The sequence below is a fragment of the Xenorhabdus entomophaga genome, assembly GCF_037996725.1.
GTDB classification, from domain to species: Bacteria; Pseudomonadota; Gammaproteobacteria; order Enterobacterales; family Enterobacteriaceae; genus Xenorhabdus; species Xenorhabdus khoisanae.
The window spans coordinates 86932-101587 of sequence record NZ_JBBMXH010000003.1; the positions used below are offsets into that span (position 1 = coordinate 86932).

2 protein-coding genes are annotated in these 14656 nt (G+C 46.1%); both read left to right on the plus strand.

Annotation, left to right across the window (positions count from 1 at the left end; all coding sequences use genetic code 11):
• Window positions 1–11: 11 nt before the first annotated feature.
• Window positions 12–13577, plus strand: a complete 13566-nt coding sequence (gene rtxA, locus AAC854_RS01295) for an MARTX multifunctional-autoprocessing repeats-in-toxin holotoxin RtxA (RefSeq protein ID WP_340615543.1) — start codon at window positions 12–14, stop codon at window positions 13575–13577.
• 279 nt (window positions 13578–13856) lie between these two features.
• Window positions 13857–14540: a hypothetical protein gene (locus AAC854_RS01300; RefSeq protein ID WP_340615544.1), complete on the plus strand. Its 684-nt coding sequence runs from the start codon at window positions 13857–13859 to the stop codon at window positions 14538–14540.
• Window positions 14541–14656 lie beyond the last annotated feature (116 nt).

A 14656-nucleotide genomic window follows, 5' to 3' on the forward strand; every position in this document is an offset into this window, starting at 1 on the left:
CAGGATTATTTATGGGAAAATCATCCAACCGAAGTACGGAATACTTTTTTACCGGTAGATATGAAGATGATAATGATGGAAACACAATACACGCCATCGGTGTGGGTGGTGTTATTAATGCTTATGGCGGAAATGACTACATAGTCGTCGGCTCTTTTGATGCTACCGTCAATACAACGTGGGGTCATGACACTATTGTAGGTGCTGCCGGGCGTCTGAAAGTCAATGATACGGGTGGCGATCTGACGGTGAAAGGAGGAAGCGGCTACACTTCAATCAATAAGACACAAAGTGGGCCGATAAGATTTGAAGGCATCTCTGGTGGCGTGAGAATCAATCATACCGGTGACAAGAGTGGCATCTTTTATTCTGGCGCAGCCGGATACAATAGCATCACCCGCAAAGGGTTGCAGGGCGACATTAGCTTCAAGGGCGCAGGTGCATACAATGAATTCTGGCATGAAACCAATCAGGGGAATTTTTACTTTGCCGGAGCTGGTGGTGCTAACAAGATCGATCGTACTTGGTTTAACCAGTATCAGGGCTCTAAGGGAAATGTGACCTTTAATGGTGCTGGTGCTTCGAACGTCATTAGCTCCAGAGTCGAGACGGGTAATATTGATTTTGCGGGAGGCGGGGCATATAACCATATCTCTCGTAAGGGTAAATTCGGCAATGTCACTCTGAAAGGTGCGGGGGCTTATAACCGTCTTGAGCGTACACGTCAGGCGGATGATGTTTATTCTGAAACCCGGGGAGATATCCGGTTTGAGGGGGGGGGTGGATATAATAGCCTCTACTCCGATGTTGCGCACGGTAATATCTATTTCACGGGGGCGGGTGCCTATAATGAAATTACCCGCAAGGGTGCAGCCAATGACTTAGGCAGCGAAGGGATGGAATATGCCAGAGCTGAAGAGGTTGTGCTGACAACTGCAACCATGAGTGGTTCATGGATTGGCAACTCCCATCAGGTGACAGGGTTTAAATCGGCGCGGGAGGCGAACACTTACCTGTTTGCGTTTGAAGATGGTACTTACACTAAAATCAACAAGGTTCAGCTCCGCAATGATCCTGACACTGGCAAACTGAAATACGTTTCAACGGCTTGGTATAAAGAAGGTAAACATCTTAAGGGGCTGGAAAAACAAGATATCTCTGCTCAGGATGGCTTTAATTCAGTCGGTACTGACGGTGCATACACGTTATCAAATCTGACCGTTGAACAACGGAAACCGGTAACGGTTCATGCCGTTGAGAAAAAACTGACAGAAAACGAATGGGTGAATTATGGCAATGGTGTCCAGATTGACGCGGCAGATATTACTTTGTCAGACGCGAAAATGGGTGGTCACGCGATTGACAGAGATGGAACTACCATTGATGTAAAAGCTGTGAAATCCAATCGTATGCCAAACACTTATGTGTACGCCACAAGACACGACATATACACAAAAATTGTTGTGGTTGAACTGAGGAACGATCCCAAAACAGGAGTACTGCAATATATTGCACGTCCTTGGTATAAAGAAGGTAATCACACCGCTAATGTGGCGAATGAAATATTTTCATATGCCAATCAATATTCCGATATGGAAGCCGGTGGCTACTCGCTGAGTGATCTTCATTACAGCGTGAATACTGTGCGCACAACTTCCGGTCGTGTGCCTGATATGCATGAATATCGTGATCTTGAGCTGTTCAAATCGACCACCAGCAGTGGTGAAAGTTCGGGCGATGTTCATTATATAGGTGTAGGCGGCGGCAACGTCATCAAATCCAACGTGACCCGTGGCAATATTTACTTTTATGGCGCGGGCATTGCCAATGTTATTGAACATAGTTCTGAGTTTGGTAATACAGAGTTTCGTGGTGCTGGCGGTGCCAATATCCTGACGAGAAAGGGTAAAGGAAATGTACAGGTTATCATGGGCGGTGGTGCCAATGTTCTGACACATGTTGGTGATGGAAAAACTACCGGTATTATGCTGGGCGGTGCCAATGTCCTGACGAAAAAGGGCAAAGGAAATGTACAGGCTATCATGGGCGGTGGTGCCAATGTTCTGACATATGTTGGTGATGGCAAAACTACTGGTATTATGCTGGGCGGCGCGAATATCCTGACCAAAGTCGGTGATGGCGACACCACGGGCATTATGCTGGGTCTGGGCAACGTCTTGACACATGTTGGTGATGGACAAACGCTGGGCGTCATGGGCGCAGCAGGCAACATCTTCACTAAAGTCGGTGATGGTACAACAATTGCGGCCATGGTCGGGATTGGCAATATTTTCACCCATGTCGGAGAGGGCAATGCCTGGGCGCTGATGGGCGGTGCAGGGAATGTCTTCACCAAAGTCGGCAACGGCGATGCACTCGCATTGATGCTGGCACTTGGCAATGTTTACACCCACGTTGGTAACGGCACCAGCGTTGCGTTGATGATTGCTAAAGGCAACATTGCAACCAAAGTAGGTAACGGTGAAGCACTTTCTGCCATGATTGGCAAAGGCAATGTCTTTACCCAGATTGGTCATGGTTCTACTTTTGCCGCCATGATTGGTGGTGCAAACGTGCTGACCAAAGTGGGTGATGATCTGACAGCGGCATTGATGGTGGGTAAAGCCAACATTTATACCCATATCGGAAAAGGAACAAGCATTGGTTTGTTTGCTGGCACGGCCAACGTCATGACCAAAGTGGGTGATGGCACAACGTTGTCTGCCATGTTTGGCAAAGCCAACGTTATGACCCATGTCGGCAATGGGTTGACAGGTGTGCTGGCGTTAGGCAAAGCCAATATCGTGACGAAAGTCGGTAATGATTTCATGGGTGTTGTGGCGGCTTCGGAAGCCAATGTGGTGACCCATGTCGGTGATGGCCCGACGGCAGCTTTGTTGGCTGGCAAAGGCAATATTCTGACCAAAGTGGGCAAAGGACCCACAGTGGGTCTGCTGGTTTCCAAAACCGGCAATATCATGACTCATGTTGGTGACGGTACTACGGTCGGGTTTGCCAAAGGTGACGCTAATATCATTACCAAAGTGGGTGATGGATTAGGCATCAATGCAGCCTGGGGCAAAGCTAATATCCTGACCCATGCTGGTGATGGTGATCGTTATAACTTTGCCAAAGGTGATGCCAATATTATTACCAAAGTGGGTGATGGTCAGGAAGTGACCGTTGTTCAGGGGAAGGCTAACATTGTAACCCATGTGGGTGATGGTGATGATTATACCGGCGCTTGGGGTAAAGCCAACGTTATCACTAAAGTGGGTGATGGCCGCAATGTCGTGCTTGCCAAAGGTGATGCCAATCTTGTGACCCAAATCGGTAATGGGGACAGCTTCAATGCGTTGTGGAGCCAGGGCAATGTGGTCACCAAAGTGGGTGATGGCATGCAGGTCACGGCTGCTAAAGGTAAGGGCAACATCACGACTACCGTGGGCAATGGATTAAGCGTGACTGCTGTTCATGGCGATCTGAACGTTAACACCAAAGTCGGTGATGGTGTTTCCGTCAATGTGGCTTGGGGAAAACTTAACGTCAATACCCGCGTGGGTGACGGCCTGAATGTCTCGGTCATGAAAGGCAAGGGCAATGCCAACATCCGCGTGGGTGATGGTTTGAATATCAATGCTTCTTATGCCCGCGACAACGTGACAATTCAGGTGGGTAACGGTGATTTTTATGGCCTTTCGGTGGCGGAAAGCAATACCCAGAGCAATAAATTGGATGCCCTGTTTGATGATGTAAAACAGCAAGTGCTTGGTAACGCAGGTAGTCAGGGTATCAATTATCTGGTGAATGGCGATGAAGCCAATACATCGGGAACCCATCAAGGGCGCGGAGCCATTAATCTGCCGGAAGTTTCTTCCCTGAATGGCTTTAAACTGACAGAAATTGATGAAATCGCTTCTGATTTGCAGGGAAGCCTGAAAGGTTCCGTAACGGGTGTTGATACCCCGGATATGGAAGATATCCAGAATTCACTTGACAATGATCGGCGGAACACTTCTTCCCAGCCACGTAATCTGATCGTCAATGGTGACTTTGAACAAGGTGAAGCGGGATGGCAATACACCAATGGTATTGAAGCCAGCCATTCAGCCGAGGCATATGGTCTCAGCATTGAGGGGCATGGCAATCGTGTCAGTGAGATTGATGTCAAAGGTAACACGCATCTCTATCAGGATATTCAGGATCTGACAGCGGGTGAAACCATTACCGTTAAGTTCGATTTTGCAAGGCGTGCTGACATCTCTGATGATAACGGGCTGGAAGTGTGGTGGAATGGCGAAGTTGTTTTTGCCGCCGCCAACGGTAACGTCGAATGGCAAAATAAGGCATTGACCTTAAAGGCCAAAAAGGGCAATAACCGACTGGAATTTTCTGGCATCGGCTTGAGTGATGGCTTGGGCTACGTTCTGGATAATGTCTCTGCAACCTCATCCTCATCATTTGATATGCCAGGCAGCGTCATTACTGAGCATATGGGGCAGGACAAGGCCGCACAGAATGCTTTGCAGGATAAGGAAAATGCGGAAGCTGGCAGCCAGCATCTGGCACAGGAAAGGGATAAGCAACTGGCGGCGATCTCTGGCACACAGGCACAACTGGAAGCCACAGATCTGGATGCCCTGAATGCCAATGGACAGACACAGCGCGATGCGATCGAGGATGAATCCCAAGCGGTAAGGGATGAGCTGATGGCTAAAACCAAGGGTCTGGAAGCGCTGGACAGCCATACCACATATCATGGGGAATCCGGTCAACAATGGCGTGATCAGTTTGCGGGTGGCTTATTAGAGCGCTTGCAGACCGAACTGGACAAAACAAGCGAGACTGCACAGAACCAGTTAGATAACTCACAAAAAACGGCAGCAGCGCGTCTGGGGGATATCAAGGATGCGGTTGCCAAATCAGAAGCGGGTACGCTCAAAGCTGAACAAAACCATCAGCATGCCAAGCAGGATGTTGAAGAAGCGCGCACACAGGCCGAAAACAGAAAAAATGAATCCATCGCTCAGAAACAACGGGCTGAACAGGCAAAACTTGATGTTGACTATAAGCCGACGAGCACAGGCGTAACAGGCAGCCATTTGTCAGGTAAAGCGTATGAATCTGACTACTCTGAAGACATAGAAAAAGCTGAAAAATCCAAGAGCAAAGTTAATGCTGAATTGAACGTTGAGGCAGATGGTAGGTTCAGTGAAGAACTGCAATACCTGAATGAAGATTTGAACGAACTGACCGATGCCAAAGGCGCCTTGAATCGCTTACAGATCAATGCAGGTGTGCGCGCTAAAAAAGCTGCTGGCGGATCTACCCTGACATCTGTGCATACTGAAACATCTGTCAATCAACCTGTTAGTCAGTCCGCTGATACCGAGACTGAATGGGTCAGAAACACACCGAAAATTTCGGGACTGGATCTCAGTGGCCTGAAAGCACTGGGTGAAGAATCTGTCATGAGCAGAGCACAAAAAGTGGCTAATATTTACCGTTGGTTAGATAAAGGTAACGAGTTTGCCACTGAAAAATATATTCCTGTGCCGGGGTTTGATCGCGTGGATGCAGATATTCCGGACAATTTCAGACAGAAAATGGTGACCTTTATTGAAGGCTACCTGAATAGTACTGAAAATAGCGTACCAAAAGATCAGGTCACTTCGCTGGCGAAACTGTTCGTTGATGCCACAATCGATTACGACTGGGACAAGCGCGTCGAATTCGTCTCGAAACTGGAAAGCTATGGTTATAGCTTTGAGCCTGCACATGGTGATAAGAGCATCGTTTCATTCTGGTCTGGCCGAAACTTCAAACAATACCGTGATGTTCTTGATGCAGCACAGACTGACGGTAAGAAGGTAGTTTACGATATTGATATAAAAGGTAACTCTTTTGCCATTGATCTGAATAAAATACTGATGCGTTGTAGCAGCATATTTCTCGATTCTGACATTGCAGAACAGAAAGTTTTGCAGTCGGCCATTAACACTTCTGCCCACAGCAATACCGGATTCTGGAGTTCCCTCTATGCAACCGGATCACGTGATGATGTCTATGTCATTTCGGAAGGCGGATTGCGTTTTGGCAACTACTTCTGGAATGTTGAATTGCCGGTATTGCGTCAATTGCAGCGCGAAGGACTGATAGGCGAGATTCGTCTGCTGGATAAGGCTGCTAAAGAATATCAAGGTGTGTCACCTGAATCCATTGGTCGCAGGTTGACAGGTGCGGGTATTTCTATGAAAGCACGTTTTGATTCATTCAGTCCTGCAGAGCAGAAAAGGCTGCATAAATTGAATCCTAACACATATAAGCCAGATACACTGATTGATCTGAATATCAAAACGAGCATCATGGATCGTCGGCTGAACCGAGCCCTGCCATTCTATAAATTGCGTACAGAACGCAATTTGCTGGTAAGTAAAATTGATGATGAAGGGTTTAAAATTCGTCCGTGGCCAGGTAATCACCGTGATGAATTCAAAACTATCATATTGGAACATCCTGAAGATTCAGCTCAGATCAAAGCCGTTGAGCGTTTTATCCTTGCCAATTATGACAATTACGACCAACTGCCTGATGCGTTGCATCTGATAAAAGATCGCATTGTTTCCCACGATCATGGGCGTACCCGCATTATCGCTGAAAAAGTGGACGGTAGCTGGAACTATAAACCGAAAACTACTGACTTGATGTCTGCGGCAGAGTTGCAGGAAGCGGCTTATGTTAAAGGCAAGGTCCTCGGTGACAGCTATCGGAATGTGTTAGATGCTCTCAGTAATTACCAAAATTCCTTGCAAAACAACAAAGATTATGACTTTGAAGCAGTGGAGAAATTAACCGACCTGCTTCACCAGGTTGAAAGCTATTTGAATGGACATCCAGATTCAAAACGCGTTCCTGCGCTACAAAATTTGTTGTCACAAGTGAATGTCCGTCTGGAAGAATCGCTGGTACTGGCAGATATTACACCAAGAAGTGGCGAAAAAGTTGCCATTGATAACGACGGCACACCACCGCATGACAGAGATCCATTCAATCCAGTGGCACGTTTCCTGAATAATGAGCTTTACGGAGCCAAAGAAGACCGCCGCGATGTGCATGGCAGTACTCAGACAATATTGGATGCGGCAGTGACCAGCGGCGCTGCGGATAAAGTCACGCTACGGGGTAAAACAGGGCGTTTGACGGGTTATTACCATAATGGCGGTCAAACGGATCAGGATGATCAGAACACTGCCAAAAAAGTGGTGCTTTTCATCCACGGTTCCGGCTCATCTGCGGAAGAGCAAGCCAGTACTATCCAAGGCCACTACCAAAAACAGGGTATTGATATGCTGGCGGTGAACATGCGGGGCTATGGCTCCAGCGATGGTCATCCAAGCGAAAAAGGGCTGTATCAGGATGCCCGTACCATGTTCAGTTATTTGGTTAATGACCGTGGTATTAAGCCTGAAAATATCATCATTCATGGTTATTCGATGGGTGGGGCGGTTGCAGCGGATCTTGCCCGTTATGCAGAACGCAACGGGCAGCCAGTTTCTGGTTTGCTGCTCGACAGGCCAATGCCAAGCATGACCAAAGCCATTACTGCCCATGAAGTACCAAATCCTGCGGGGATCACTGGCGCGTTGGCGAAAGCAGTCAATGGGCAGTACTCCGTGGAGAAAAACTTGCAAGGTATCTCTAAGCAGACGCCAATCATGCTGTTGACCGATAACGAAGGGCTGGGCAAAGAAGGAGAAAAACTGCGAGCCAAACTTGTTGTGGCAGGTTATCAGGTATCGGGTGAGCAGACCTTCTATGGCCATGAAGCCAGCGGTCGGTTAATGAGCCAATATGCTGATCAGATTGTTTCAACACTTTCTGAACCTCGGCATGAAAATGGTAGCGTGAAGGCAGGCTTGTTGGAAAAAATGCTTTACACCCTATTTGATGTGAAATCAGGTGGAAAAGAGCTGGATCAATACTCTTTCCATTTCACTCAGGGAGAATCACTGCTAGGTAATCTTAAGAAACTTGTGCCAGAAATTGGCAATGTACTCCTGACTAACGGGAATCACATTGAGTCAAAAGAATTTCTGGAAGGTGTCTGTTTTGCCTTGTCTGGCCGTTACCTGATAGAAGAGCGAGTACATGGAGTCGGTGGCGGTAAAGCGTATTTGTCGTGGCTGACTGATGCGGTCAAGGCTTACAATGACAATACGGTAAATAAAAAGAGTGATATCAATTCGATTGAAGCCTCCTTGCTTAATCAGTATCGCCGCCAAAATATCGGTCCGGCAATTCAAGATCTGCTATCAATGCAGTATAGCCAAACTCAAAATCTGTCTACTTTGGAAGATCGCAGAAAAGCCAATCAAGCTTATGGCGGCAAGCTGAAAGCCAATGGATTAACGGGAGATAGAATCGACCGCTCGTTGAGCAATGATATTGCCGGCTATGAGTTTGTGATGGAACAGTTGCGTGATGTGGATAAAACGACATATATGTCCTTTATGTCTGAAGATCACGCAATGGCAGTTGTTGTACATAAAGGGGAAAGCCAAACCGTTTGGTCATTCTATGATCCTAACTTTGGTATCAAGTCATTTGATAACTATAAAGACTTTGAACGCTTTATGGACTCTTTCCATAAGGGAATGATAACGGGATATAAATCCAAGTTTGCTTATACCTATGAAGCCAGCAGAGAGGAAAATCAAAGCTTCTATGTTAACTACAATACGTTTGAAGATGACACTATTACCCATTATGACGGAGTCTGGAAACAGGCGCGTGACGGTGAACAACAGTACGTATTGCGTGCGCTGAAAGAGCAGGGTAAGACCTTTAAGCTGGGTGCAAACGTAACGGGGCGTGTGGTTGATTTCGGTGACGATGCCGTGACGTTGGAAGTGACGACGAAGAAAGGTGAGAAAATCAGGGTTGAAGTTGAAAGTCACAATTTCAAGCAGGCAGCTAACCTTGTGCAGTCGAATATCGATAAAGTCGTTGCTAATGCGAAAAATGGCACATTCATACTCAAAGTGTCGGCAGAGAATATTACCAACCAACCCAATACAGGGCAGATTGCGACTGATTCGTTTGATGTAAAACCGCAGCCTGACGAATTAGAGATTCTCAAAGGCATCAAGAGCGATCTGAAACGTTACAATGAAGTGCTGAAACCGGAGGTAGACAGCGCAGGCAGAACGACGAAAGATATCCGTACAACAAAAGATTTCCTGACTGGTTACAAGCAGGGTCATGCGGAGCAAGCGGTGGATGGCTTCCGTTCAAGCATGAATATCAAGCAACTGGTAGATCTGCTGGTCAAAGGTCACTGGAATGCAGAACAAAAAGGTGCTTTGGCTTGGGAAATTGAAAGCAGAGCCTTGAAAATCGTCTTCCAGCCGAAAGCGGAGAAATTCAATCATCTGTTCCGTGATGTTGCATCAACAGGCATTTCTGATACCAAAGCGAGCGAACAACTGGCACCACAATTGTTGTTGCTGAACCTGTCAAACGATGGTTATGGCGGACGTTGTGATCCGTTGTCGAAATTGGTTCTGGTTGCGAAACAACTTGAAAACAACGGACAAGATGGTGTTGCCCGCCAATTATTGGAAAAAATGTATTCTGCAGCCGCCGTACTCAACAATCCAGATTTGTATTCTGAAACTGAGCACGCCAATGCGAATAAATTATTGGGATCTTTGGCAGCACTCCATGCCAAGAACCCGATGGTGGACACATCCATCAAAGTGTGGAAAGAGAAACTGGAAGGGGATAAAGCACTGACAGTCGATGGCGTGATTCAGAAAATTACTGCCGGAAATACGGAAGGTAAACCCGTACTGCTTGAACTGGATGCTCCGGATCATGCAATGGCGGCGTGGGCGAAAGGCAGCGGTGAGAATCGCGTTTACGGTTTCTATGATCCAAATGCAGGCATTGTCGAATTTTCGTCAGCGGAGAAGTTTGGCGCTTATGTGACTCGTTTCTTCGGGAAATCCGATCTGAACATGGCTCAAAGCTACAAGTTACCGAAAAATGCAGCCGGGGAACTCGTCTTCAAGCGTGTAGTGGTGATCGATGGTGATGTGCTGGCAACTTATCGACCAAGATTGGCTGATAAGGTCACTATGCGAGACATGCTGGAGCTGCCAGTGTTTGATGATACCCCAATGAAAAAATATGAGGGTATTGATGGCGCTGATGTGGTGAAAAAACCGTTGGGTGACAACTCGTCAAGTCATATTCGCGTGAACAACCAAGATGTTGACTCTTGGGGGAATGTTGAGGTCAAACCGCAGCCTGAAAATAGCGATAGCCGCTTTAGCGGTCAGATCATTATCCAGACTGAAAATGATCCTGTTGCAGCGAAAGCAGCGGCGAGTCTGGCAAGCAAACACCCTGATTCCAGCGTGATTGTTCAGCTTGATGCCAATGGCCAATATCGTGTGGTGTATGGTGACGTTGGACAATTACCATCCGGCAAATTACGTTGGCAGATTGTTGGGCATGGGCGTGATGAAAGCGATATCACACAAAAAAATACGCGCATGAGCGGTTACAGCGCAGATGAGCTGGCTTTGAAACTGAAAAAGTTCAGTGCTGATTTCAAACAAGCCGGTACACCTGACCATATCAGCCTTGTTGGCTGTTCCTTGATTGGCGATGACAAGCGTGAAGGTTTTGCCCGTCGCTTTATTTCGGCGCTGGATAGCCAGGGTATCCGCACCACCGTCTCGGCGCGCAGCAGTGAAGTTGCGGTAGACAGCGTTGGTCGTAAACACACGAAAGATGCGCAAGATCAGTGGGTTAATAAACTCACGGATAACAAGATTGTGTTGGGCTGGAATGATAAAGGGGAAGTGGAAAGCCATTCTGAGCGAGTTCGCCGTGGTATCTCTGAAAATGACATCAGCTTGTCCCGTGTGGGTCAGACAGATGTTGGTGCAAAAGCGCAAGGCTCTATTGCGGACAATGCAGAGACATTCCATGCACCAAAACAACGGCATGAAACTGATGCGAATGGAACTACTGCATCATCGGCATCATCAAATAATAAACTGAGCTATTCCGGCAATATTCAGGTACAGGCTGGTGATGGTGAGTTTACCGTTGCTAACTGGGGAACCTCTAATGTGGGCATCAAGGTAGGTAAAGGTGGCTTTAAGTCTCTGGCCTTTGGTGATAACAACGTGATGGTTCACATCGGTGATGGTGACAGCAAGCATAGTGTTGATATTGCTGGTTATCAGGCATTGGAAGGCGCACAACTGTTTGTGGGTAACCGCAACGTCAGTTTCAACGCAGGACGCAGTAACGATTTGATCGTCATGCTGGAAAAATCCATTCCGACACCACCGCTGGTTAACCCATTTGATGGCGCAGCCCGTATTTCCGGTGTATTGCAGAACATTTCCGGGTCGTTTAACTCACCGGATTGGCTGGCGAAACAGGATCAGCAATGGACATTGGAAAGTGCTAAGAAATATGTCAGTGATCTGTCCGGTCTCGATTTAACCAGCAGTGTGGACTATAAAACCCTGACTGATCTCGATTCTCAAAATGAACGTAGCAGCCGTGGCCTGAAAAGTGATCTCGAAAGTACACTGAACAAGCAGTACAGCCAGTGGTTGGCCAAGCATGGCAATACTTCTGGAATGGGTAAAATCAGTCGGGCGGATAAATTCCGTCAGATGAATGAAAAACTGGCCTTCAACTTTGCTGTTGGTGGACAGGGTGCAGACATTCAGGTAACGACAGGTAACTGGAACTTTATGTTCGGTGACAACATCCAGTCGATCCTGGATACCGATCTCGGTTCATTGTTTGGCGTGATGACGCAGGAATATACCTCCACGGGTATGGCAAAAACTACGTTTACCTTTAATCCAAAGGACTTGCCACGTCAGCTCAAAAACAAACTGTTGGGGAATCTGGCTGGTGTCGGCGCGGATACTACGCTGGGTGATATTTTTGGCGTGGATTACACCCCGAACGGCGGCATTGTTTCCCGTTCAGGTAAGCCCGTTGATGGCGTTGCCATTCTGAGCGAAATGCTGGAAATCGTCGGTGAATTTAGTGGTGATCAGTTGAAGGCCTTCATTGATCGGGACAAGTTACTCGGCAGCCTGAGAGCAGGATTTGAAATGGGGGCTAATGGCGTGAAATCTTTTGCTGAAAGCCACGGACTGAAAGCGAAAGCGCCTGATGAAAATCAAGAAGGACATGTCACCATTGATAAACGCGATAAATCTACTGCGGAAACTGAAGCACCACAGACAGATCGCGCTTTTGGATTGACTTCCCTGAACCTGCCAAACCTGTTTGCAACGCTGTTCCATAAGGATAAGCAGGCCGAAATGAAATCTATGGTCGCCAATCTGAAAGAGAACCTGACGGCTGATTTGTTGAACATGAAGGGTAAAACCTTCGATTTTCTGCGCAACAGTGGTCATCTGCAAGGGGATGGCGATATCCACGTTTCACTCGGTAACTATAACTTTAACTGGGGAGGGGATGGTAAAGATCTCGGCGCTTATCTGGGAGATAACAATAATTTCTGGGGAGGTCGTGGTGATGATGTCTTCTACTCTGTGGGAACTTCCAATATCTTCGCGGGCGGTAAAGGTCATGACACAGGAGTCATGATGGGGCGTGAAAACATGATGTTTGGTGGTGCAGGCAATGACGTTGCTGTACTGGCCGGACGTATCAATTATGCCTACATGGGAGATGGTGATGATCGGGTGTTTGCCTTTGGTGAAGGTGGCATGATTAATAGCGGTAAAGGACGCGATTATATCGTGGCTGCTGGCAACTTTAATCGTATTGATGCCGGAGAAGACCAAGATTATGTAGTCACCATTGGTAACAACAGTCAGGTTAATTTGGGAGAAGGTGACGACTTTGCGACTGTCTTTGGTAACTATAGCCGGATTGATGGCAATTCAGGCAACAACTCTATCAAACTGATGGGTTATCACGCGGTGATCAATGGGGGTACAGGCAATGATCATCTGATTGCTGATGCGGTATCCAAGTTCAGCCAGTTTGACGGCGGTGCTGGTGATGACCTGCTGGTACTAGGCGGATATCAGAACCACTTCAAAGGTGGCACAGGCGTTAATAGCTTTGTGGTCAGCGGTAGTGTGATTGATAACGCAGTTGAAGATATCAAACAAGGTGACAAGATTATTTTCAACGATATCAACTGGAAAAACCTGTGGTTCCAACGTAGTGGTTACGATTTGGTTCTGCTGACGGATCGCAATGTCAAAGATACTTCGGCACAAGGGAAGTTTGAAGCAATGGGGTCTGTGACCTTCAATAATTACTTCAATGGCAACCGTGCGGATATTGTTATCCAAATGGGGAATAAAGATGCACAGGGCGAGCGTGAATATACCGCCCTCTCTGCTAATGCGGTGGATTCTCTGGTGCAGGCGATGAGTGGATTTGCCCCTAATATGGGAGACAGTGGATTTATTGATTCGCTTGATAACCAAACGAAATCCACCATCATAACCGCTTGGTCCGATACGACGAACGGAAAATCAAAACTGGTCTGATGGCTGGATAGATTTGATCGTTAGATATGTTTATTAACTTAAATGGCCCACAATTGTGGGCCATTTAATTTTGGAGTAAACACATGATACTAAAATGGTAAAATTTGTTTTTATTCAATACATTATATGAGATAAGGTGTTAATTGATACAATAATTTCATTTTGTGATAATTTTTATTTGAAAATATCTGACTTTGTACTAGATTTTAAGGTGTCAATAAAATTTTTAATGACATTAAATACCTAATAGATTTCAGGCTTCCAAATAGGGAGTGCAAGATGATTAATGTGACACTGCTAGCTTTTTCGGGTAGAAAAAACTATGAGTGGGATTATGGTTTTGATGATGAAAATAATCATCAAAATAAAGGATTATTGGAGTTATTTAAATTAAACAAAGAGGGGATTAACTCTGACCTTGAAAAACATTTTAGGAAACTTGGGTTTTCCGGGTTTTATGTTGAATTTAGTGGCACCACGGTTGATGAGGCAAAGCAGCTTGGGTTACCTGAATATTTTTATGTTTGTGATGGGCAAGCATCAGATTTAGCAAAGAGCCAATTGATTGGTCGAGAATTGATTAAAGGTTTTAAAGAAAACAATAAACTTAGGGAGTATATAGAACTTGAAATAGCTTCTATTGAGCCCAAAAAGAGTATTCTTTCTGTAAATTCAATTCAACTCGAAGAAGCATGCAATGAAGAAAGATATATAGAAAAAAAAGATTTACTTTTACGTGATGTAGTTAATAATAGAGTTAAAAGAGTATTGTTTTTTGAACCAAATACTGGAAGGCGTTATGAGGTGTATTGGAATCATATTAATGATGATAAACTATTCTGGAATGAATATGAAAATGGCTCCAGGCTAAAAAAAACCAATTGTTATGCTTATGCGTGTAATTATGTGATCGAAGGTTTTCCTCCAGGGCGCGAGCATACTTTTCGAATACCTATTGAATAACAAGCAATGACATGATCTAATTATCTTTATTTTTCTTTCGAATGCTCGCCCATGAATCCTAACCACTCCCTCATTGAATACTTATCCGTTGTCAAAGAAACCCGCTCTGATATCAA

What these genes read in the sequence shown, in the direction of transcription:
- rtxA (WP_340615543.1), top strand. Translation starts at nt 12, where the DNA reads ATGGGAAAATCATCCAACCGAAGTACGGAATACTTTTTTACCGGTAGA.
- AAC854_RS01300 (WP_340615544.1), top strand. Translation starts at nt 13,857, where the DNA reads ATGATTAATGTGACACTGCTAGCTTTTTCGGGTAGAAAAAACTATGAG.